18 protein-coding genes are annotated in these 23816 nt (G+C 58.9%); 7 read left to right on the plus strand and 11 right to left on the minus strand.

Annotated elements, in window-relative coordinates:
* Positions 1–127: 127 nt before the first annotated feature.
* The 3 genes from BW950_RS12145 to BW950_RS12155 all read right to left on the minus strand — a co-directional run bounded on the left by BW950_RS12145 (position 128) and on the right by BW950_RS12155 (position 3785).
* Positions 128–1024, minus strand: a complete 897-nt coding sequence (locus tag BW950_RS12145) for a LysR substrate-binding domain-containing protein (protein WP_076489578.1) — start codon at positions 1022–1024, stop codon at positions 128–130.
* A 93-nt stretch (positions 1025–1117) separates the two neighbouring features.
* A complete protein-coding gene (locus tag BW950_RS12150) occupies positions 1118–3046 on the minus strand; it encodes a sensor histidine kinase (protein WP_076489579.1) in 1929 nt (642 codons plus the stop codon).
* Between the two features lie 115 nt (positions 3047–3161).
* Positions 3162–3785 carry a DUF1007 family protein gene (locus tag BW950_RS12155; protein ID WP_076489580.1) on the minus strand — a complete coding sequence of 208 codons (624 nt, stop codon included), beginning with the start codon at positions 3783–3785 and terminating at the stop codon, positions 3162–3164.
* A gap of 95 nt (positions 3786–3880) precedes the next feature.
* On the opposite strand from BW950_RS12155, the gene BW950_RS12160 reads away from it, so the two are divergent.
* Complete coding sequence (locus tag BW950_RS12160; RefSeq protein ID WP_076489581.1) at positions 3881–6133, plus strand: heavy metal translocating P-type ATPase; 2253 nt, start codon at positions 3881–3883, stop codon at positions 6131–6133.
* Positions 6134–6211: 78 nt separating this feature from the next.
* On the opposite strand, the gene BW950_RS12165 is transcribed toward BW950_RS12160, so the two are convergent.
* Positions 6212–6496, minus strand: coding sequence for a metal-sensitive transcriptional regulator (locus BW950_RS12165; RefSeq protein WP_076489656.1), 285 nt, complete (start codon positions 6494–6496; stop codon positions 6212–6214).
* 258 nt (positions 6497–6754) lie between these two features.
* Between BW950_RS12165 and BW950_RS12170 the strand changes: the two genes are divergently transcribed.
* The 5 genes from BW950_RS12170 (at position 6755) to BW950_RS12190 (ending at position 13959) form a co-directional block, all read left to right on the plus strand.
* Positions 6755–7306 (plus strand): NADH-quinone oxidoreductase subunit NuoE family protein, encoded by a 552-nt coding sequence (locus tag BW950_RS12170; RefSeq protein ID WP_076489582.1) that lies wholly within the window; start codon positions 6755–6757, stop codon positions 7304–7306.
* Positions 7299–10367 (plus strand): NADH-ubiquinone oxidoreductase-F iron-sulfur binding region domain-containing protein, encoded by a 3069-nt coding sequence (locus BW950_RS12175; RefSeq protein WP_094336553.1) that lies wholly within the window; start codon positions 7299–7301, stop codon positions 10365–10367. Before BW950_RS12170 ends, BW950_RS12175 begins: the two co-directional genes overlap by 8 nt.
* The gene (locus tag BW950_RS12180) at positions 10360–12135 is read left to right on the plus strand and encodes an NADH-dependent [FeFe] hydrogenase, group A6 (protein ID WP_076489584.1); all 1776 of its coding nucleotides are present in this window, start codon (positions 10360–10362) and stop codon (positions 12133–12135) included. Before BW950_RS12175 ends, BW950_RS12180 begins: the two co-directional genes overlap by 8 nt.
* Before the next feature lie 30 nt (positions 12136–12165).
* On the plus strand, positions 12166–13113 hold the full coding sequence (locus BW950_RS12185) for an ABC transporter substrate-binding protein (protein WP_076489585.1): 948 nt from the start codon (positions 12166–12168) through the stop codon (positions 13111–13113).
* Between the two features lie 174 nt (positions 13114–13287).
* Positions 13288–13959: a FliG C-terminal domain-containing protein gene (locus BW950_RS12190; protein WP_076489586.1), complete on the plus strand. Its 672-nt coding sequence runs from the start codon at positions 13288–13290 to the stop codon at positions 13957–13959.
* 112 nt (positions 13960–14071) lie between these two features.
* On the opposite strand, the gene BW950_RS12195 is transcribed toward BW950_RS12190, so the two are convergent.
* From BW950_RS12195 to BW950_RS12225, 7 genes are all read right to left on the minus strand, one after another.
* Positions 14072–15826, minus strand: a complete 1755-nt coding sequence (locus BW950_RS12195; RefSeq protein ID WP_076489587.1) for an NADH-dependent [FeFe] hydrogenase, group A6 — start codon at positions 15824–15826, stop codon at positions 14072–14074.
* Between the two features lie 21 nt (positions 15827–15847).
* Complete coding sequence (gene nuoF, locus BW950_RS12200) at positions 15848–17644, minus strand: NADH-quinone oxidoreductase subunit NuoF (RefSeq protein ID WP_076489588.1); 1797 nt, start codon at positions 17642–17644, stop codon at positions 15848–15850.
* Between the two features lie 5 nt (positions 17645–17649).
* Positions 17650–18042, minus strand: a complete 393-nt coding sequence (locus BW950_RS12205; protein ID WP_076489589.1) for a (2Fe-2S) ferredoxin domain-containing protein — start codon at positions 18040–18042, stop codon at positions 17650–17652.
* 4 nt (positions 18043–18046) lie between these two features.
* Positions 18047–18556 carry an NADH-quinone oxidoreductase subunit NuoE family protein gene (locus BW950_RS12210; protein WP_076489657.1) on the minus strand — a complete coding sequence of 170 codons (510 nt, stop codon included), beginning with the start codon at positions 18554–18556 and terminating at the stop codon, positions 18047–18049.
* Between the two features lie 94 nt (positions 18557–18650).
* Positions 18651–20378, minus strand: coding sequence for an ATP-binding cassette domain-containing protein (locus BW950_RS12215; RefSeq protein WP_076489590.1), 1728 nt, complete (start codon positions 20376–20378; stop codon positions 18651–18653).
* Positions 20375–21868: a glycine betaine uptake BCCT transporter gene (locus BW950_RS12220; RefSeq protein WP_076489591.1), complete on the minus strand. Its 1494-nt coding sequence runs from the start codon at positions 21866–21868 to the stop codon at positions 20375–20377. The genes BW950_RS12215 and BW950_RS12220 overlap by 4 nt, the downstream gene beginning before the upstream one ends.
* Entirely contained in the window at positions 21861–22799 is a 939-nt protein-coding gene (locus BW950_RS12225) for a universal stress protein (protein WP_076489592.1), read from the minus strand. Before BW950_RS12225 ends, BW950_RS12220 begins: the two co-directional genes overlap by 8 nt.
* Before the next feature lie 103 nt (positions 22800–22902).
* Here BW950_RS12225 and BW950_RS12230 point away from each other — a divergent pair, with 103 nt between their 5' ends.
* Positions 22903–23799, plus strand: coding sequence for an HAD family hydrolase (locus BW950_RS12230; RefSeq protein WP_076489593.1), 897 nt, complete (start codon positions 22903–22905; stop codon positions 23797–23799).
* Positions 23800–23816: the final 17 nt, after the last annotated feature.

Below are 23816 nucleotides of genomic sequence, written 5' to 3' on the forward strand. Positions count from 1 at the left end.
ACCCCCGCCATGGCGGCCTTGCTGTGCTACGTGGCGCTTTTTATCATGCAGAACGTTTTCATGCAGCAGGTCTTTGTGTAAGACCTGCGGGACCGTCTCGCCGGGAGGGGCCCCCTCCCCTCCTGCCTTACCCGTATTGCTCGGTAACAAAATTGCAGAAGTCGCACACCGCCGAGGGCAATTCCGACTCCTGCTGGTGGACCAGACAGATAGTCCGCCCGATGTCGAGCGGTTCGCAGGGAATTTTCCGAAGCCACCCGGCTTCCACCTCCTGGGCCACCACCAGATTTCCCAGAATGGTAACACCATGACCCTGCATAACCATGCGCTTGATCGCTTCAGTATTGATCAACTCGTAGGCCACATCGAGGTGCAGGCCATGACGGCGAAACCACTTCTCCACAAAGCGTCTCGTCAGGGTATTAGCCGGAGGCAGGACATACCGCTCCTGGCCGATTTCTTTCAGGGAGGGCGGCTTCTCAGCCTCTGCCCAGGGATGGGAAGAACCAGCCACAACCACCAGGGGATCGTAGAGCAGATCGTGCTGAATAAACCGGACCTTACCCCGGGTTGCCCCGGTTCTGCCCAGAATTCCCACATCTACATCGCCGGTAATAATCATATGCTCGATCTGGGCCGCGCTCCCCGTAACCAATGAGACCGTTATGCCAGGGTGGCTTCGCTGAAACGAGGCGATCAGTTCCGGGACCAGGTGCGTCACCGGCATGGTGCTTGCTCCCAGGGTAACGGTCTTTTGGGCCTGCTCTACCGTATCGGCCACAACCTGACGGCTCAGCTCGAAGGTTTCCAGAAGCTGCGTTGCCTGCGGCAGAAGCGCCTCACCGGCAACGGTGAGATCAAGTTGCTGCCCCACCCGCCGAAAAAGGCGCGCCCCGTAGGCATTCTCCAGCTCCCGGATCTGGGCGCTCACGGCCGGCTGGGTGTAGTAGAGCACCTCGGCAGCTTTGCTGATACTTCGCAAGGCCGCCACTGTACAAAAGGCCTTGAGTTTTATTACGTCCATGGTATCGCGATCCTTGCATGGTCTCTGACCTGGATACCCCGAAGGTGCACATCCGCGCCAGGGGGATCTCCGTCCTCGGGATACCTCAGGGTATCAGAAAAGAAGGACAAAGTGTGCCCCGGAAGAGGGTTCGATATAAAAATCTCCGTGAATTTGTTCTGCCAGCATCCGAACCAGGGTGATTCCCAGAGTATTTCCTTCGACAGATCCTTCAAAAAACCCTTCGGGAAGACCCACTCCGTTGTCGCGAACAACCAGCTCGTGCCGTCCTTCCGTTTTCCTGAGCGTTACCCAGACATCACCGGGTTCGTCTTGCGGAAACGCGTAGGTAATGGCGTTTCCCACCAGCTCGTTCACCACAAGACCGCAGACAATGGCAGCATCGACCCCGCACCGAACTCCCCCGGCGTGAACATGGAGGGTGATCCGACCCCGGGTTTCCTGAAACTGCGGTATCTGGGTAGCCACGTGGTTCAGGAAGGGGTTCATCTCGATTCTTGCCAGATCCTCCGACGCGCATAACTCTTCGTGGACCAGGGCCATGGTCATGATTCTGCTCCGGCTCACCTCAAACCCGGCAATAGCCTGTTGGGGTGTTGTGATTGTCGACGCCTGGAGATTCAGGAGCCCCGCCACAACACTCAGGTTATTGTTGACCCGATGATGAACCTCCCGGAGAAGAACCTCTTTTTCGTCGAGGCTGTGCTGAAGCGCTACCTGAACTTGCTTTCGCTCCCGCACCTCTTCTTTCAGACCTGACACCGTATCGGCCAGGCGGCGGGACATCTCGTTGAAGGAATGGGTCAGTTGATGAATCTCCAAGAGGGGAGAATCTTCGGGAATCTCCTCGGCCCGCTCCCCCGAGGCAATCTCGCCGGCGGCAACGGTGAGAGCCCAAATGGGACCGGTGATCCGTCGGGCCGTAAACACCCCCAGGGCAGCACAAAGGAAGAGAACCCCCAGAATGATAACCAGCAGGAGACGATTGTTCTGCTCGATTCTTCCCATGAAATCAGCCTCGGGAATCACCACCCCGATGAACCAGTCCGGGCCCGACCGATACCGCAGGGGCGCCGTGTGGATATAATGAGACCGGCCCGCCGAAAAAAACCGCTCGTCCCCGAGCTCCCGAGAGGGAGAAAAGCGAGTCTCCTCGTTCCGAAAAAGCGCGCTGGCAGCACGTATAACGGAACAGGAACTTTCCTCCAGGTGCCGCAGGCGATACCCTCCCTCGCCGTTTTCAAGGATCGGGGGGTCATCGGCCAGGGACGACGCGACAAGGTGGCCCTGACTGTCCACCAGGAAGGCCTTTCCCCGGAACCCGATCTCAAGGTCCTGAAGGAAATCTCCAATCTGCCCGAGAAAGAGATCCACCGAAAAAACCCCGGCCATGTTACCCCGGGGATCGTAGGCGGGACGGCTTGCGGCAAGGGCCATGTCCTGGCCGGTAAAGAGAACGTACACGTCGGACCATACCGCGCCATCCCGGGCCAGGGCATCCCGGTACCAATCCCTGGTGCGCGCGTCAAAATCGGGGACCACCGCCATGAGTTCCAGGGGCTTTCCCCGGGAGTCAATACTCCACTTCTCAAAAGTTCCTGCCCTGAAATTTTCGGTAAAAATCACGTAGCGCTCGTCCAGAGAGGATTCACGGCCGCTGTTGGCGAGCCCGCCCCGGGGATTTCCGAAGTAGACGCTTGAAACGGAGGGAATCAGATCTATTTGCTGGCGAAACCGCCTCAGGAGTTCTTCCCGGTTTGTCGGATCAAGGTTGCCCGAGGATACAGCCCGGGCATTTACCTCGGTAATATGCAGTGCCGGCGCAAGGAAGGATTCCAGATTCTCCTGAATTCGAAGAGCTACCTCCCGACGAAGATGGGCCGATACGCTGTTCACTGCCCAGCGGGCGTTGTGGAAGGATATGCCCCCCACCAGAATAACCGCTACTGCGGTGATGGTGATAAACGAAACTGCAAGATCGCTCCTGAGTGTTGCCTGCCGCCTCAGACCGTGACGCTCCACCTTCTTCCTCCACAGAAACCGGCTCCGCTTCCAGTTTCGTCCAGGCCGGGATAATTTTCCAGGAATGCCGCCAACTATCATGGCAGAGCGCAGGGAGCGTCTTTTTGCGTGGGGATTATCTGCGCCAGAAGCGGAACTGGACAGTCTCGCGGTTCATCTCTCCCCAGATCGGGATGGAATGGACCTCGCGAATCCGCTCTTTCCTGTAGCGCACCTGGTGATCACCAGAGACGGTTGCATAGGGATCGGAAAACATCATATCGGTGAAAAACGTTTCGTCGTACATCGAGACGGCCAGCTCCGTTCCGGCCGACGAGACGGGAATCCTCAGGGGGATATCGAAGGCATAGACCAGCGATTCTTCATCATCAAGAAAGGTGGAGAAGTTCTCCACCCGCTCCACGGTCCGGCGTTCTCCATCGACACGCAGAATGGTGAAAAATCCGTAATGACGCAGATTCTCGAACGCTCCCTGGCGGATAGCTTCCACCTGGACCGCCGTAAAGGCGCCGCCCTCCCCCTGGGGTCGTCCGTAGTCAAAGAGAATCATCTCCGAGAAGAAGGGATCAAAGGTCCAATAGGCACGGACCGCCTCAAGGGAAGCTTCCGCTACACGCACCTCTATTCTGCTGTCGACCCAGATATGGGGATGCGCCCCCAGGGAGGTCCCTGAGACGACGAGGAACAACACCGATATCAGGGAGAAAAGGGTTCCTCGGGAAGAATCTCGGACAGGCATAACACGGCGACGCTACACTGTCATGGCCCCCTTGTGCAACCTCTCTTTACATACCCTAGGGGGGTATACTATATTACAGCATGACAGGAGGAATCATGAAAGAGACAGAGAAGACACCTCCCCTGGTGGAAACCGTAACCCTGCCGGTAAGAGGGATGAGCTGCGCCTCCTGCGCAGCTGGCGTAGAGGCGACCCTCAAGGGAACGTCCGGAGTAAGCCAGGCAGCGGTAAACTTTGCTGCCGAAAAGGTATCGCTCTCCTTCGATCCCCGGGAAGTTACCCTGGACACCCTCGCCCGGGGGGTGGAACAGGCGGGGTACCACCTTGTTGTCGATGGCACCCGGGAATCACAGAACGAAGAGGCCCTCACCCTCAGCCAGGCTCGACGGCGAATGCAGATATCGTCGATCCTCGCCGGAGGAGTGATGATCTTGATGATTTTTCGAATGGCAGGCCTGCCGATACCAGGATACCAGTGGATTATTACCCTTCTGGGAGCTCCCGTGGTATTCGGCGTGGGACGTCACGTTCACCTGGGAGCCTTTCGGGCATTCCGTTCGGGCCGTCCCAACATGGATGTCCTGGTCTCATTGGGGTCCCTCCCGGCCTTCCTGGCAGGAATAGCGGCCTTTTTCTTTCCTCTTCAAGCATTTACCGAGATGGCCATAACCATCATGACCTTCCACCTCATAGGAAAGTACCTGGAAGCCCGCGCCAAGGGGCGGGCTTCCGAGGCTCTTCGCAAACTGATTCAGCTGGGAGCCAAAACAGCCCGTATCCTGGTAGATGGCCAGGAAAAGGACGTGGACGTGAGCGCCCTGCGCCCGGGAGATGTCATGGTTGTCCGGCCCGGGGAAAAAATCCCCACCGATGGAGAGATCCTGACCGGATCCAGTCATATCGACGAGAGCATGGCCACAGGAGAACCGCTTCCGGTGCGCAAGGAGCCGGGGCAACCGGTAATCGGGGCAACCCTCAACCAGGAAGGGGCTCTCACGGTGACCGTGACAAAGACAGGAAAGGATACCTTCCTGTCCCAGGTGATCTCCCTGGTAGAGGAGTGTCAGGGGAGCAAAGTGCCCATCCAGGACTTTGCCGACCGTGTAACGGGGTATTTTGTACCGGCCATTCTCATTCTGACGGCCGGGACTTTCGTCTCGTACCTGGTGTTTCCCGATTTCCATCGGATGATCATCACCTGGGGCGCCGGATTTCTCCCCTGGGTAAATCCTGACCTGCCTCCCCTGACACTGGCCTTCATCACTGCCACGGCGGTGCTGGTTATCGCCTGCCCCTGCGCCCTGGGGCTGGGAACCCCCACGGCCCTTATGGTAGGCAGCGGGATCGGGGCAGAACAGGGAATTCTGATCCGGAACGGCGAGGCGGTCCAGACCCTGAAGGACGTCTCCCTGGTGGCCTTCGATAAAACCGGAACGATCACCGCCGGGAAGCCGCAACTTACCGACATCGTCCCCGCCCCGGGCTTCACGGATCAGGAGATTCTGGAGCGGGCGGCCTCGGCAGAACGGCTCAGCGAGCACCCCCTGGCCAGAGCCATAGGAGAGGCAGCACAAGATCGGGGGCTCTCGCCAAAAGAAAGCGAAAGCTTCTCCTCCACCACCGGAGCGGGTGTTACCGCCCGGACCGGGGGGATGGTAATCCGCGTGGGAAGCAGACAACTCATGCTCCAGGCAGGGATCGATCCGTCTCCCCTTGAGGAAGTCCTGAAAGATATGGAATCCCGGGCACGAACGGCCATTCTTGTTGCCGTGGATGACCGCCTCGCCGGTGTGCTGGCCGTGGCAGACCCCCTGAAGAAAAGTTCCGCCCGGGCTATCAAAGCCCTGGAGGAGCGCGGCATCGCCACGGCCATGATCACCGGAGACAACCAGGGCACCGCCCGGGCCATCGCCGAGGCAGCAGGAATCACCCAGGTGGTGGCCCAGGTTCTGCCCGACGGCAAGGTTGCAGAAATCCGGCGCCTTCAGGAGCAGTACGGACTGGTCGCCATGGTAGGAGACGGCATCAACGATGCACCGGCCCTCAAACAGGCCAACGTGGGAATCGCTATCGGCACCGGCACGGATATCGCAATCGAGGCAGCCGATATTACTCTGGTCCGAGGCGATCTGATGACTCTGGTCACGGCGGTGGACCTCTCCCGGGCAACCTTCCGCAAGATAAAGGAGAACTTTTTCTGGGCCTGGTTCTATAATCTGCTGGCCGTACCCGTGGCGATGATGGGACTCCTCCATCCCATGGTGGGTGCTGCCGCCATGAGCCTGAGCTCTCTCAATGTGGTGTATAACTCGCTCAGACTGAAACGCCTGAAGATAGGCGCCTCCTGAAAACCGGGAAGCATGGCCGGAGTGTCTCCGCCCCGGGATTTCCTCCCGGGAGGGGATGCGCCGGCCTGGCTCATGGGTTCACCCGTATTTGCGGAACTGAGCAAGGATCTGCATCAGCTCCTCCACTTTTTCCCGCTGGTCCTCGGTGTCGTCGTTTTTTATCGCCTGGGTCACGCAGGTTTTCAGGTGGTTCTCCATAATCAGATCCTCCACCGCCCGAAGCGCAGCGATGACCGAGCGAGTCTGGGCCAGAATATCCATGCAATACCGCCCGTCCTCGACCATTCGCTGAACCCCGCCCACCTGTCCGGCGATCCGGTTCAGACGCTCGCGAACATTTTTTTTCTGTTCTTCTGACATCATCAGGATCATCATAGAAGCTGAGTCGTCCTCCGTCAATTACCCCGGGGGGGTATGTCTGTCTCCAGAACTATCTCCTTCCATATTCTCTCGGGGATAGTCCTTCTGTCCTGACCAGAAGCAATACGTCCCGTTTTCACGGCTGACGCCGATTCATTCCTGTTTGACCGATTAAAAAGCTCCTCCTATAATGAATGTAATCATGAGCGGCCTTCCCTCGCGGAGGGCTCTGAGTCCGGTCCTGTCATAAAGGGGTTCTTTATGCATCAAGAGACCGCCTCCATCTCGTTAGATCCTGTTCAACAACAACGGCTTCAGACCATCGTGGAATCGCACCGAGAGGAGAAGGGGGCGCTTATTCCCGTTCTTCAAGACGCCCAGGGGGCGTTCGGTTTTCTCTCCCGAGAGGTTCTGCAGGAGGTATCCCGCCTGTTGCACATTCCTTTCAGCGTGGTCTCGGGAGTTGTAACTTTCTATTCCTATTTCAGCACGACCCCCAAGGGGAAGAACACCCTCCGGGTCTGTCTGGGCACGGCCTGTTATGTCCGGAACGGCAAGCAGGTGCTGGCAGATCTCCAGAAGGAGCTCTCCCTTGCCGTGGGAGAAACCACGGAAGATCGCTGTTTCACCCTGGAAATCGGGCGCTGCTTTGGAGCCTGCGGCCTGGCCCCGGTGGTTATGGTGAACGACGACGTCCATCAGCGGGTAAAGGCTGCACGGATCCGGGAGATGCTTGCTCCCTATCGCGAAGAGTTTCAAAACGAGACAGAGCAGAAAGAAGCCGAGCATGAAAAGGAGGGGGCCCATGAGTGATAATCAACGCTCTGTTTCTGTCTGCGGCGGAGGTGGCTGCGTCGCTTCGGGATCCCTCAAGCTGATCGAACTGCTCCAGGAGGAAATAAGCCGGGAAGGGATAGACTGCCTGGTCACCCTTTCGGGATGCATGGGGCCCTGCGCCCGGGGACCAATTATCAAAATCCAGCCCGATGGAGTCCTCTACCAGGACGTATGCGCCGAGGACGTTCCCGAGATAGTCTCGTCACACCTGAAAGAAGGGAATATCCTGGAGCGGCTCTGTCACAGGCGCCCCGATACGGGAACGCCCGTACCACGGGAAGCCGATATCGATTTTTTCCGCCACCAGAAGAAGATCGTTCTGGCCCAGTGCGGAACGGTCGATCCCCTGAGCCTTGAGTCCTACCAGAAATCCGGGGGATACCAGGCCCTGCAGCAGGCCCTGGGAGAACTCAGCCCCGACAGGATCATCGGCATCCTTCAGGAAGCGGGCCTCCGCGGACGCGGGGGAGCGGGCTTTCCCACCTGGAAAAAATGGCGTTTCACCCGGGATGTTCCAGGTGAGCAGAGGTTTGTCGTTTGCAATGCCGACGAAGGGGACCCGGGAGCTTTCATGGACAGAAGTATCCTCGAAGGAAACCCCCACGGCCTGATCGAGGGAATGGCGATCGCCGCCTATGTGGTGGGAGCCTCCAAAGGGTACATCTATGTCCGCGCCGAATACCCCGTCGCCGTGGAACGGCTCTCCCGGGCAATCAATTCGGCCCGGGAAGCCGGCATCCTGGGAGACTCCATGATGGAGAGCGGTATCTCCTTCGATCTGGAGATCCGCATGGGATCGGGGGCCTTTGTTTGCGGCGAGGAGACCGCCCTTATGGCCTCCATCGAGGGCCAGCGGGGAGAGCCCCGGCCCCGGCCGCCTTTCCCGGCAGAGTCGGGTCTCTGGCAGGCCCCCACCCTGCTGAATAACGTTGAAACCTACGCCAACGTTCCGCCCATTATCACCAACGGAGCGGCCTGGTTCGCCAATACGGGAACTGAGAAGAGTCCCGGGACAAAGGTCTTTGCCCTGGCCGGAGCGGTGGTCAACACCGGCCTTGTGGAGGTTCCCATGGGAACCACCCTGGGCGAAATCATCTACGATATCGGCGGGGGAATCACGGGAGGGAAATCCTTCAAGGCAGCCCAGATCGGGGGGCCCTCGGGAGGATGCATCCCCCGGGAGCACCTGAGCGTTCCTCTGGATTACGAATCGGTGAGCAAACTGGGAGCGATCATGGGATCCGGCGGGTTGATTGTTATGGACGACGATGCCTGCATGGTGGACGTAGCCCGGTTTTTTCTGGAGTTTGTCCAGGAAGAATCCTGCGGAAAATGCGTGCCCTGCCGGGTAGGGACCAAGCGGATGCTGGAGATCCTGAACCGCATCTGTGAGGGCCACGGCATGGAGGGGGATATCGAACGCCTGGAGTTCCTGGGAAATCAGATCAAGGAAACATCCCTCTGCGGGCTGGGACAAAGCGCTCCCAATCCTGTACTGTCCACGATCCGCTACTTCCGGGAGGAATACGAACAGCATATCCACCAGCGCCATTGCGAGGCGGGAGTCTGCCCCTCTCTGGTGAGGGCTCCCTGCCAGAGCGCGTGCCCCGCTGGCGTGGACGTACCGGGCTTTGTCTCCCTGGTAGGAGAAGAGCGTTACGCCGAAGCCTTGCGGCTTCACCGGGAACGGAACCCCTTCGCGGCGGTCTGCGCCCGGGTCTGTTTCCACACCTGCGAGGAGAAGTGCCGCCGAGCCGCCCTGGACTCACCGGTGGCAATCCGAAGCATCAAACGCTTCATGGTGGATCAGGAGGTCACCCTTCAGCACCCCCGGGTGATCGAAAACAAGGAGAACGAGGAACGGAAGATTGCGATTATCGGAGGAGGTCCTGCGGGGCTCTCCTGCGGATATTTCCTGGCTCGCCTGGGATATCGACCGGTGGTCTTTGAAGCGGAGCAACGACCAGGGGGAATGCTGGTCCAGACAATTCCTGCCTACCGTCTCCCCCGGGAGACTCTGGCCCGGGAGATTCGCATGATAGAACAGCTGGGTGTAACCATAGAAACCCAGAAGGCTCTGGGCAGGGATTTCACCCTTGACGGTCTGCGCCAGGAGGGATACGAAGCCCTCTTCCTCGCCCTGGGAGCTCCCGAGGGGATGAGTCTGGGGATTCCCGGGGAGGACGCCCCGGGTGTGGTGGAGGCCAACGCCTTCCTGAGGGAGTACAATATTCGCGGGTCGGTTCCGGTGGGCAAAAACGTCGTTGTTGTGGGCGGAGGAAACGCCGCGGTCGACGCAGCCCGAACAGCCCTTCGTCTGGGCGCAGAGACGGTCACCATCGTCTACCGGCGAAGCCAGGAGCAGATGCCAGCCTATGCCGAGGAGATCAGCGAGGCCCTTCACGAGGGGGTCCGGCTCCGTTGTCTGGCGCAACCCGTGAGCCTCTCTACCGGAAAGGACGGAACGCTTGAGGCCCTCCGATGCTCACCCATGGCCTTGGGAGCCTTTGATCGAAGCGGCCGGCGGCGTCCCACATCGTCGGGCAATGAACCGTTCACACTGAAGACAGACCAGGTGATCGTTGCGATCGGCCAGAAGCTGAACGCCCGACCCCTTCTGGGCGACCTGGAGGTGGAGCTCACCGATCAGGGATTCCTGAAAGCCGATCCTTCCACGGGTCAGACCTCGGTTCCCTGGCTCTTCGCCGGGGGCGATGCAGCGAGCGGCCCTGCCTCGGTGGTCTGGGCTATCGCCGCGGGAGAGCGGGCAGCCCGGGGAATGGATATGCTCTTCACCGGCGAGGATCACGCCTTCTGGCGGGAAGAACACTCGCCCGATACCGCCTTCGATCCCGATGCGGACCCCGTGGAATTCCCCCGGGAAGCGGTAGCGACAATTCCTGTGGAACGGCGACGGGGAAGTTTTGACGAGGTAGAACTGCCCTGGAACGAACTGGTGGCGCTCCGCCAGTGCCAGCGATGCCTGCGGTGTGACTACGGGAAAGTAACGGTTCAGCAGGAGACTCACTATGCCTAAGATCACAATCAACGCCAAGACTCTGGAGGTTCCTGCGGGAACAACGGTCCTGGAGGCATCCCTCGAAGCGGGCTACCAGATACCGACCCTGTGCCACGTGGCGGGTCGGCCAGCCCTGGGGGCGTGCCGGGTCTGCGTGGTGGAGATCGGGGGATACCCCCGGCTCCAGGCAGCCTGCTCCACTCCCATAGCAGAAGGAATGGAGATCAAAACCAACTCGCCCCAGGTCCGCGAGGCCCGGCGAACGGTGATGGAACTGCTCTTGAGCGAACACCAGGGTCTGTGTACCATTTGCGATCGTGATGAGGACTGCGAGTTGCGAAAAATCGCAGGGACCCTGGGAATTCAGGGCACACCCTATGAGGGAGCCCAGGCTCTGTTGAGCCTGGATGAATCGACGGCAGCCCTCTACCGGAACACCGGGAAGTGCATCAAGTGCCGCCGGTGTGTATCGGTATGCCACGAGGTACAAGGCGTGGGAGCACTCTTTCCCCAGGGCCGGGGCTTCGATACCCTGATCGGCCCGGCCTTTTCCAGCCCTCTGGCCGAAGTAGTTTGCGTGCAGTGCGGACAATGCGCGGCCGTCTGCCCTGTGGGAGCCATAGGGGAACGGCAACAGGTTGATGCGGTCTGGAGCGCTCTCTCGGATACCTCCAAACACGTGGTGGTCCAGACCGCCCCGGCTATCCGGGCGGCTCTGGGCGAGTGCTTTGGCTACCCTCCGGGAACGGTGGTCACAGGAAAGATGGTAGCCGCCTTGCGGCGGCTCGGCTTTGACGCGATCTTCGATACCAACTTCACCGCCGACCTTACCATCATGGAGGAAGGGTCAGAACTCCTCTCGCGGCTCAAAACGGTCCTGGTCGATCACGGAGAGGCGGCCCTCCCCCTCTTCACCAGTTGCTCCCCCGGCTGGATCAACTTTGCCGAGACCTTCTTCCCTCAAATGCTGCCACACATCTCCTCCTGCAAATCGCCCCAGCAGATGTTCGGCGCTCTGGCAAAAACCTACTACGCCGAAAAGATCGGTGTGGACCCCAAAGACATGGTGGTGGTCTCGGTGATGCCCTGCACGGCAAAGAAGGCCGAGGCGGAACGGCCCGAGATGAGGGCTTCGGGGTACCAGGATGTCGACCACGTTCTGACAACGCGAGAACTTGCCCTCATGATCAAAACAATCGGTCTTGATTTCAGGGGACTTCCCGATGAGTCCATGGACACCCCCTTTGGCATATCCACCGGCGCTGCCGATATCTTTGCCAACTCCGGGGGTGTCATGGAAGCAGCCCTGCGGGCAGCCTACGAACTCGTCACCGGGCGATCACTCCCGGGAGACAATCTCCATGTAACCCAGGTGGCGGGACTGACCGGGGTGAAAGAAGCTTCACTGGTTCTCTCGGACCTCCTCCCCGACTGGAGTTTCCTTGAAGGAGTTCAACTCAACGTGGCCGTCGCCCACGGACTGGGAAACGCCAGAAACCTGGTGGAAGGCATCATGAGGGGTGAACGGCGGTATCATTTTGTGGAGATCATGACCTGCCCCGGTGGCTGTATCGGAGGCGGCGGACAGCCCCGAATGACCACCGACGATGTTCGCCTGGCCCGTATGGAGGCGATCTTTCGGGAAGACGAGGGGAAAGAACACCGAAAGTCCCACGAGAACCCCTACGTCCAGGCCCTCTACAAGGAGTTTCTGGGGGAACCCCTGGGGCACAAATCCCATCAGTTGCTCCATACCAGTTATGGAGTTTCGACTCTGCGGGTTTGATGGAAGGCCTTCTCCGGGATAGGATGGGGCATGAAAAATTTCATTACATATCTACTGGCGGCGGCCCTCGTGGCCGCCGCACCGCTTCTTCTCTCGGCTGACTCTGCCCGAGGGACAGAACAGACTGTGCGAATAGGCTCCCTGAGAGGCCCCACCTCGGTGGGCATGGCCCCGCTTCTCCACGATCCGCACCGACTGGCACCGTATCTTGATCCTGATTTCAGGCTCTTTGGCACCCCCGATCTGCTCATCTCCCAGATTCTGGCAGGAGAGATCGATATCGCTGCGCTGCCCACCAATCTGGCTGCCAATCTTCATAACCGGGGAGCAGGAATACGGCTTCTGGCCATAAGCGGTGGCGGCGTGCTCTACGTGGTGGCAGACCGGGATATGGCCTGGGAAGATCTGCGGGGAGAAACCATCTTCACTCTGGCCCGGGGAGCCACACCGGATATTCTGTTCCAGGCGATGCTGCGCCACCAGGGGCTGGAACCGGGGAGAGACGTGCACCTGCGCTACGCTCCTGACCAGACCGAGCTGGCCCAACGGCTCATAGGCGGAAACATTTCCAGGGCGGTTCTGCCGGAGCCCTTTGTCACACGCGTGACCACAGCCCGGCCCGAACTGCGCGTAGCTCTGGAGCTTGGCTCACACCACCCCATGACCGCCCTGGTGGTGACAGACCGCTTCGCCACGGACCATCCCCGGGCACTGGCCCATTTTGAGAGCGCCTACCAGGAAGGGCTCCGGTGGCTCGACCAGAACAGAGCCGAGGGAGCTGCCGCTGCGGCTGATCAACTACAGATTCCCGCACCGGTGATCGTCTCTGCCTTTGACCGCCTGAACCTGGTCTATACTCCTGCAGAGGAGGCCCGCGAGGCGGTGCTGGATTTTCTGGGGATCTTTCTTGATCATGCACCGGCCTCGGTGGGAGGAGTTCTGCCGGGAGAAGAGTTCTTCCACCGGGCCAGGAATTAGGAGCAACGAAGGCCCCTCTCCCGGGGCCACTCGGGCTGTGGTATTTCTGGTTCTGATTTTCCGGTCTTGATTTTTGCTCTGGCTGATTTCCTCGTATATAATGGAAGACGTGGCATGCTGTTTTGGGGATGATCCGGTTCGGGTCTGTTTCATCGTCTCGGGAAGGGGTCTGGTATGACAAAGCGGCTCGAGCAGCTGATTGATTTTTATGTTTCCTTGTCGGAGATAGCCCGCAAGGAGGGGCTTCTCGCTCTTGAGGATCAGGTTGCCTCGTGTCCAACCAACCTCAGCCGGGTGGGTATCCAGCTGATAGCCGATGGCGTACCGGGCAGCCAGCTGGAACTCATTCTGGACAACTGCATCGCCGACGACCTGAAGCACCGGAATGTGCAGCTCTGGGACAATCCCGCTGTGACTGTGCCGGTAAAGATCGAAAAGACGGCGCTGATGGGCATTTACAGCGGGGAGAACCCGCGGTTCCTGCGGCGGATGTTGCTGAGCCATCTGGGTGCCTGCGCTGTGCTTCAGGATTTCGGGATCGACTGCGTGAACGTGGAGCGGGAACGGTTTCTTGAGTTGCTCCACCTGAAGGACCTGTCAATACAACGAGTACTTCGTGAGTTCGACACCCGGGTTCTGGCAGAGGCTTTGAGCCACGCCGGCGATGACCTTCGGGATGCGGTAATGCGGAATCTCAGTAAAAATGCAGCAACCATGTTGCAGGAGGAGCTTGAGGGTATCTCCTGCAGTGAAGAGTGCTGTGCCCAGGCCCAGATCCGGATAGGGGAAATCATTGGGGACTTTCTGGAAAGCGGGGAACTTATCTCCGACCTTGATATGACATGAGCCGGGAAACCGCTGACGCCGGTTCTTTCTGACAGGTTTTCTTGACAAGTTCCTTCTTGACAAAAAAAGCCGGCCCCCTCGGGCCGGCTCACCATTGCAACTGAGATTTCTTCTACTTTTTGTAGAGAGGCCTCGGTGTATAGTGCGTGTGGAGCAGCTCGTGGGCTTTCTTGCCGTTGGGCGCTCCCAGGAAGTCGTCGTAGACTTTCTTGATAAAGGGGTTATGGTGAGAGCAGCGGAACTCGCTCTTCTCGTCATCCTTATAGATTCCGGCGATACGCTGTTCCCGGGTCTCGTCGCTGCTGGTCGCGTAGGGCTGACCACCACCGGAGATACATCCCCCGCGGCAGGCCATCACCTCGATGAAGTGGAAGGGCGGCTCCTGTCCCGCTGCCTTGGCTTCCCGCAACTGGTTCATCAGATCCCGAACGTTGGCGATTCCGTGGGCAATCGCCACCCGCAGAGTGGTGTCTCCCACCTGAACCTCAGCCGAACGAACTCCATCCATTCCCCGGACGTCCTCGAAGGTGATTCCCGCATGCTCGTTCCCGGTCACCAGATAGTGAGCGGTCCGCAGGGCTGCCTCCATGACGCCTCCCGTGGCACCAAAGATCGTACCCGCACCAGTGTAGGCACCGATCGGAGCATCGGCATCTTCGTCGGAAAGACTGTGGAAATCGATCCCGCTGGACTTGATCATCCGCGCCAGCTCCCGCGTGGTAAGAGAGACATCCACATCCTGCTCGCCCGAGGCAAACATGTTCACGTCGCGGCTGCACTCAAACTTCTTGGCGGTACAGGGCATGATCGCCGCAGAGAAGATCTCTTTCGAGGAAAGGCCCTTGCTCTCGGCATAGTAGGTCTTGGTCAGAACACCCTGCATCATCATGGGAGACTTGGCAGTGGAGAAGTGGGGGATCATGTCATCGTAGTACTTCTCCATGTAATCAACCCAGCTGGGGCAGCAGGAGGTGATCAGGGGGATCTCGCCGTTTCCTTTGGTCAGGCGCTCCACCAGCTCGGTCCCCTCCTCCATGATGGTGAGGTCGGCGGCGAAGTTGGTGTCGAAGACGGCATCCACGCCCAGGCGCCGAAGCGCTGCGTAGATCTTGCCCGTGGTGATCTCCCCGGCAGGAAGATCGAAGGCCTCGCCCAGAGCAACACGCACAGCCGGAGCGATCTGGACCGCTACATGCTTGTCAGGATCGCGAATCGCCTCGAGGAGGCGCTTTGTCTCGTCCTTCTCGTAGATCGCTCCCACCGGACAGTGGGCGGAACACTGACCGCACTTGATGCAGGGACTCTCGTTGAGCAGGGCTCCACCAGAAGGCATCATGCGGGTCTCGTCACCGCGGTTCAGGAACTCCAGGGCCCAGACATCCTGCATCTGCTGACAGACCAGGACGCAGCGGCCACAACTGATACACTTGCGGGGATCCAGAACCAGCGACGGCGTGGATTCGTCCCGGGCGATCTCGGGGATCCGTGAATCGAAGGGGATCTCCCGGATGCCAAAGTTTGCCGCCATCGTCTGGAGCTCACAGGTGCCGCTTCTGCCGCAGGTGAGACACTCGTTGGGATGGTTGGCAAGCATCATCTCCACGGTGGTGCGCCGCACCTCGTTGAGTTCCGGATCGTGGGTTATGTACTTTGCCCCATCCACAACCTCGGTGGCACAGGCCCGGGGAAGCTTGGGCGAACCCTCGACCTTTACAATACACAGACCACAGGCAGCCCAGGGCTCCAAATCGGGGTGGACACAGAGCGCGGGAATCTTCACTCCCACTTTTTTTGCCGCGTCAAGGATACGCGTACCCTTCGGGACCTCGACTGCAGTGCCGTTTATTTCTACTTTCACTGTACTCACAACTGTCTCCTCTTCACCCAGTTATGCGATTATCACGGCGCCGAACTTGCACACTTCGTAGCACTGACCGCACTTGACACAATTCTCCTGATCGATAACGTGAACCGCTTTCCGTTCACCAGCGATACAGTTGACGGGACACTTCCGCGCACAGACCGTACAGCCAATGCACTTCTCGGCGTCGATATCGTACCGCACCAGGTCCTTACAGACCCCGGAAGGACAGCGCTTGTCGTTAATATGCGCAAGATACTCGTCGCGGAAGTACTTCAGTGTTGACACCACCGGGTTGGCCGCTGTCTGGCCAAGTCCGCAGAGGGATGCCTTCTGCATGGATACAGCGATCGCCTGGAGGCGGTCGATATCTTCCATCTCTCCCTTGCCGCTGGTAATCTTCTCCAGAATATCGAACATCTTTCGACCACCAATCCGGCAGGGTGCGCACTTTCCGCAGGACTCCTCCACGGAGAACTCCAGGTAGAACTTGGTCACATCGATGATACAGTCGTCTTCGTCCATGACGATCATACCGCCGGATCCCATCATGGAACCCAGAGCGGTGAGGTTATCGAAGTCGATCTCCGTGTCCAGATGCTCGGCTGTGATCACACCGCCCGAGGGGCCACCCGTCTGAACCGCCTTGAAGGCCTTTCCGCCGGGGATTCCGCCACCGATGTCGTAGATTATCTCCCGCAGGGTTGTTCCCATGGGAACCTCGATGAGGCCGGAGTTGTTGATTTTCCCGGTCAGGGCAAACACTTTCGTTCCCGGCGATGACTTCGTGCCGATCCGTGAGAACCACTCCCCGCCGCGAAGGATAATCATGGGGATGTTCGCCCAGGTCTCCACGTTGTTGATAACCGTGGGTTTTCCCCAGAGACCTTTCACCGCCGGAAAGGGCGGACGAGGCCGGGGCGTTCCCCGCTCTCCCTCGATGGAGGCAAGAAGCGCTGTCTCCTCACCACAGACAAAGGCGCCGGCACCAAGACGGATCTCGATGTCGAAATCGAAGTCGCTACCCAGGATGTTTTTTCCCAGAAGGCCGTATTCGCGGGCCTGGGCCATGGCGTGCTGGAGCCTCTTGATCGCCAGAGGATACTCGGCACGAATATAGACATACCCCACATTTGCGCCACAGGTGTATCCGGCGATCATCATCGCCTCCATGACCGAGTGCGGGTCTCCCTCGATGGTGGAGCGATCCATGTAGGCGCCGGGGTCTCCCTCGTCGGCGTTACAGACCACAAAGACCTCATCGGCCTCGTGCTTGATCGATTTGGTGAAGTTCCACTTCATCCAGGTGGGAAACCCTGCGCCACCACGACCGCGAAGACCGGACTTCTTGAGTTCGGCGATCACGTCGTCATCGCTCATCTCGAAGAGAACCTTCTCCAGGGCAGCGTAACCCTCACGGGCGATGTACTCGGTAATATCCTCGGGGTTGATAACACCACAGTTGCGCAACACGATCCGCATCTGCTTCTGGTAAAAGGTGATATCGTCTTCGGTCTCCAGGTGCCGCTTCCGCTCGGAATCTTTCAGCATGAGCCGGGAAACACTTCGTCCCTTGATGATGTGCTCATCGATAATATCGGCAGCATCTTCAGCCTTTACGTCGACGGAGAAAGACTCATCGGGAAGAATCTTGACGATAGGGCCCTTTTCGCAAAATCCGAAACAGCCGGTTTTGATGATTTGCACGTCATCCTGAACACCCCGCTCCTCGGCGATACGCTGCAGGCTGTGGAATATCTGATCGGACTTACTCGACTCACAAGCGGTTCCACCGCAGACAAGACAATAGCTGGAATAGGCCATCGATATTACTCCTTTATCATATCCGGGGCCGGTCTGTCGAAGACGTGCTTGTTAACCAGCTCCTTCTTCACAATATGCTTCTCAACGATCTCCTCCGCCACCTCGGCGGTCACGGAACCGTAGATGGTATCGGGCATACCCTGCATGTGCACTTCCACAGTGGGTTCAGCGTGATCAAGGCCCAGGGAACCGGTCTGGCGAATGACAACATTCTTCAGGTCATGGTGCTCCAGGGCGTTCACAAAGGCCTGAAGGGTGTGCTTGGCACCGGCGGCAATTCCGCTTGTCCCCATTCCAACAATAACCTCAACGGTTTTTTCATCCACCTTGCGGCGATTGATCTCTTTTCTCTTGGAGTCTCGAAGATTCCGGAGCTCCTCAAGTGTCATCTTTGCCATTCTCTCACTCTCCCTTTTCGTCACCGTCGCGGTATTCGGCGACCACTGCGGGAAGCCCGTCGGTTCCGAGCTTTCCGTACACCTCATCGCCTACCATCACAACCGGAGCCAACCCGCAGCAACCTACGCAGCGAACCGATTCCAGCGTGAAAAGCCCGTCGTCGCTGGTTTCATTTACCTTGATATCCAGAAGGTTACCGAACTCCTCGATCAGGTCTCCCGCTCCCTTGAGATAGCAGGCAGTTCCCATACATACGGCAACTTTGTTTTTCCCCGGCTTCTCCAGCTTGAAATAGTGGTAGAAAGTTGCCACGCCATAGATCTTGGCGAGGGGGGTGTCGATCATTTCACTCAGCTGTCGCATTGCCTCCCAGGGCAGAAAAGTGAGCTCCTGCTGAATGCGATGCAGGATCATGATCAGGTTTCCCCGTTTGTCCTTCCACTGCTCGATAAATGCAACGAGCTCGTCCGAAAACGATACCTTCTGAACTTCAACTGTCTCTTGTGTGCCCACGGCTCCCCCCAATTGGTGAGATTGATTTCTGTTATGTGTCAAGGAATAATACCATTCATTTATTGTTACATCAAGCACAATAACTTGTTTTATTTCACGTATCTTCGAGAAGAGAGTCTATCTGTTGTACCACTTTTTCTCTTTCATCGGAAGAGATATCCTTTATAAGGAAGTCGCCGATTATTTTTGTCGGATGCTGATCGGCTAAAATAATGACCCTGTCGGCCAGGGCGAGAGCCTCCTGACGACTGTGGGTAACCATGACCAGGGCAGGCCCGATGGTGGTTCGCAGTTCCCGGATCAGGGAGCGCAACTCCCCTCTGGTGGCGGCATCCTGGTTAGCCAGCGGCTCGTCCAGGCAGATAACGGAAGCGCTCCGAAGAAAGGCCCGGATAAGATTTACCCGCTGCTTCATCCCCCCGCTGAGCGCTCCCGGATAATCCCCGGGCCGGGGAAGACGAAGGGTTTCCAGGAACGCCGCGAGTTGCCGCCGCAGTTCTCTGCCTTCGCTCCGGGTGCCACGGCGCGGAAGCACCAGCAACAGGTTATCCAGGACAGACCGCCAGGGAAGAAGCCGGGGCTCCTGAAAGACAAACCCCACCCGGGGGAACTCTTCCTGACCAACCCGCGGGAAAATGAAGCGTCTTATCCACCTGCCCCGAGAGGAGCTTCCCGAGGCATCTTTGATGTCACCACGGTGATTGCTCCTGCAGCTGCGGGTGATACTGCCCCCGGAAGCCAAAAGATCGCCGGCAAGGAGCCTCAGGAGCGTTGTTTTCCCGGCCCCTGACCGCCCGAGAATCGCTGTGGCACTTCCCGGCTCGATCTCAAGGTTGAAGTTCTCGAAGAGAGGAACCCCCGGGAAAGAGAAGGAAACCGACCGAAGAACTATTCCGGCCGAGGGCCTCCCCCCCCGGGGTCCGGAAGACGGAAAAAGAAGCGGAAATTCTTCTTCCAGCCCGCTTCCGGGGCTGCGGCCTGTCTGAACAGGACTTGCCGGAAGCGGCTCCCCTCCCGGCTGGTCCAGGCCAACCCTCCGGGCCAGCCTCTTGTCAGGCTCGTGTCCCTGACGATGCTCCGGGACCTCGCACCAGGCCAGGAGATGCCGATCGAGCACACCCAGCGCTCCATCCACCAGGGTTGCCATGAGGACAGCAATAAATGTCCAGGCGATCACCGAGGGCGTCTCCAGGTAGAGTTTTGCCACGTGCATGGACGTTCCCACAGCAAGCCGTGGTTGACTCAGAACTTCGGCGGCAATCACCGCTTTCCAGCTCATCCCTGCGGCGCTGGTTGCCGCCGAGAGGACCACCGGAGCAGCGCCGGGAATATGGATATGCCAGATTCTTCCCGGGAGGGAGACCCGGAAAAGCCGCCCCATATCCAGAAGATCCCGATCAACAGAGCGGAGTCCATCCAGCACCCCCTGATAGAGCAACGGCAAGGAAACCAGAAGGGAAACAAAAACAGGAACTCCATCCAGAGGAAGCCAGATCAGAGCCAGGAGAATCACCGAAACAACCGGCACCGACCTGACCGTTACCAGGGCGGGCCGCAGAAAACGCGCCAGATTCGGCCGCCCCACGGCCAGGGACGCCAGAACGACAGCCCCCACCAGAGAGAGGAACCACCCCAGAACCCAGCGAGCCAGCGAAGCCGCCAGGGTGGGGCCGAACGAGGGATCAGCAAGAATCTTCCGGAGAGCATGAAACACAACGGGCGGCGAGGGAAGCAAAATCTCCCGAGCCACCAGAGCCGACCCGGCCCACCAAAGGGCGATCAGCGCGCCTGCCCCGGCGTAGCCTGCCCGGGATCGAATCACCCCCCCCGTCTCCTTTCCCGGTGCACCTCGTAGTGCATGCCCCGGTAGAGACTCACCACCATAAGGAGCATCACCCCCGTGAAGGGGAGCGCCGCCACGATAGCCATTCGCTGGAGCGCTTCAAGCCCCCCCGAGAGCAAGAGCACCGCTGCAGCCGTGGACTGGACAGCTCCCCAGAGGAGCTTCTTTCCAGCCGGAGGGTCGAGGCTTCCCCGGGAAGTCATCATGGCCAGCACGAAAGTGGCAGAATCGGCGGAGGTGACAAAGAAAACGGTGAGAAGCACCACCGCCAGAATCGTCAGGACCGGCGAGAACGGAAGGTATTCAAAAAGGATAAACAGGGCCGACGAGACCTCTTCCACCGCCCGGGTGGCAAACCCGGGATCCTCATAGCGAGCCACGGCAAAGGCTGTTCCGCCGAAAACGGAGAACCAGAGGAACGTCAGAAGCGCAGGAACCAGAGTCGCCCCCAGGACGAACTCCCTGATCGTACGCCCCCGGGAGATACTCGCCACAAAAAGCCCTACAAAGGGAGACCAGGAGATCCACCAGGCCCAGTAAAAAAGCGTCCAGGACCGCGTCCAGCCGTATCCCTCGAAGGGGTTGGTGCTGAGGCTCATCTCTACCAACCCCGAGAAATACTCTCCCAGAGTGGTGGTAAAAATATTCAGAATGTACGACGAAGGCCCCACCACCAGAACAAAGAGCAAGAGCGCCACCGCCACAAAGACGTTGGTCCGGCTCAAAAGCTGAATACCCTTGTCCAGGCCGGTCATGCTGGAGATCATATAAAGGACCGTGACCACAGCAATAATCACCAGGGTTGTCCCCACTCCCGAGGGGAGCGGCAAAATGGTCCCCACGCCATCGGCAATTTGCATCGCCCCCAGACCAAGGCTGGTGACAATGCCAAAAACTGTGGCAATAACGGCCATCGTATCGATCGCCTGCCCCCAGAACCCGTGAATGCGATCTCCCAGAAGGGGGTAGAAACAGCTGGAAATCAGCGGGGGCATGCCGCGCCGGAAGGAGAAGTAGGCGATTGAGAGGCTCATGACGATATAGATTGCCCAAGGATGCATTCCCCAGTGAAAAAAACTGTACCGCATGGCAAAGGCAGCCGCCTCGGGCGATGATCCTGCGATATGTTCAGGGGGATTCAGATAGTGGCTCATGGGCTCCGCCACCCCCCAGAAGATCAGACCGATTCCCATTCCCGCTGCAAAAAGCATGCTGAACCAGCCAAAGTAACTGTACTGGGGTTTTTCCGTATCTGCCCCCAGGCGGATTGATCCGAAGGGACTCACCGCCAGGACCATCGAAAAGACCAGAAAGACGAAAGCCGAGAGAAGATAGGCCCACCCTACATGCTCGATGATCCAGCCGTGGACCGCCGCCGAGAAGAGATCCATTTCAGCAGGAAGGAAAATACCGACTGCTACAAAGAGAAGAACCAGCACCAGGCTGGTAACAAAAACACCGTTACGCATGGCCTTCCTCCCTCTTCGGGGTTAGCCGATTTTCAGGTTCACCTGGCTGACCCGGATCACCCGAGTCAACCTGATGAGCCGAAGCCGCCGACGTCCCCAGATCCCCCGCGATAAACTGTCCTGCAATAAGAACGGACTGACCTGCGTTGTAGGCGACCGCCTCTGCCACAGAGCCCACCATCTCGGCCAGACTTCCCTGCTTCTCCGATTTACCCACCACAAGCAGGCGGGCCCCCTCGTGACGGGCAATACGCAGGATCTCGCGCCGGGCATTGCCGGTAACGCTGCGGGTATCCACAAGACACCCCGGAATATCACAACTGCGCGCCAAGGCACCGAGCCGTCGGGAGACGTCCTGATCCCGGTGGTGCTCTGCCACCGGGTCCGGCGCTCTGGGTCCTGCGTGAACCAGAACCAGACGGTCCACCTTCAGGCGGGGCCAGGAGAGCAAGGGAAGAACATACTCATCCTGCCGCTGCAGGGCTGTGGCGTAGAGAACGACAAAGGCCTCCCGGGAGGACTCGCTCCTGCGGCTATAAATCCCTTCCTTGTAGAGGAACACGGGAAGATCGCTGAGGCGGATCACATCCTTGGAGAAACTTCCCACCAGAGTGCGCTGCAGCCAGTTCTTTCGTTTCCAGGGTAGTGCGATAAAGTCGACTGGCTCTTCCCGGGCCACCCGGCACACCTCCGACGGGGCTGATCCACCGGAAACCTGGACATCACAGGCCAGGCCTGAAGACTCCAGGGCATCCTGAAGCTGATCCCTCAGCTGCTCAAGGCTCGTCTGCCAACGGTCCCGCTGGTGTCCTGATGCAACGTGGAGGAGGATCACCCGGCTCGTACCGAAGTTCTCCAGGAATGAAATCAACCCCCTCAATCGGGGGAGAGACTCGCGGAAGTTGACTGGAATAAGGGCTGTACTAAACATAACTTCCTCGACCCTACCAGAATTGTTCCCGCCTGGCCAGTTATTCCCGACTGGCCAGCTATTCCCGCCTGGCCAGCCGAAAGAGCTGTGGTACAATCGCCTTATGACGAACCGCGATCATCTGATAGCCTTCGATTCCGATGGCTGTGTTTTTGACAACATGGAATTCAAGCACAAAGCGTGCTTTGTCCCCTCTTTCATCGAATTCTTTGGATTTCAGGATACACCCCTCCAGGCCCGGGAGGTCTGGGAGTTTGTAAATCTCTACAGCACGACCCGGGGAATCAACCGTTTCAAGGGACTGAAACTCTCTCTGGATCTTGCCCGCACCAGATGTGCCGAATCAGGAGGGGATCCATCCCGGGAACTATCCCCCCCTCCCTCTATCCCCCCCTCACCGGATCTGGACTCCTGGATCGCCGGAGCACGCCAGTTGAGCAATGCCTCCCTGGAAGCAGAGATCAGAACCTCCGGCAGCAGGGAGCTGGAAAACGTCCTGGCCTGGTCTCTCGATGTGAACCGGCGGCTCCAGGAGGGATCACCCCGCCCCTTTCCCGCAGCAGCCGAAGCAGTCGCCCGGGCAGAACAGAGAGCCCGGGTATGCGTCGTCTCCCAGGCTCCCGGAACCACCCTTCGTCGAGATTGGGATTCCCACGGCCTATCCCCTCTGGTGGAGCATATTTTCTCCCAGGAAGACGGCACCAAGGAAGAGCATCTCCGACGGGTTCTGAAGGAACACCCCCTGCCGGGAGAGCGGGTTCTCCTGGCAGGCGATGCTCCGGGAGACTACGCTGCCGCCGCAGCTGCAGGGGTCCTCTTTTTTCCCGTCATACCAGGCGCGGAAGAACCATCGTGGGAGGAGTTTCTCCGGGAGGGCCTTCCCCGATTCTTTCAGGGGACCTTCGCCGGAGACTACGCCCGGGATCTTCACCGCCGCTTTGAGTCGGCCCTGCCCGAGACCCCTCCCTGGGAAAGACCCGCCCAACCTGAGGGAACCTGAGAGAGCCTGAAGAAGCC

Origin of the sequence: Alkalispirochaeta americana, assembly GCF_900156105.1 — a bacterium.
GTDB classification, from domain to species: Bacteria; Spirochaetota; Spirochaetia; order DSM-27196; family Alkalispirochaetaceae; genus Alkalispirochaeta; species Alkalispirochaeta americana.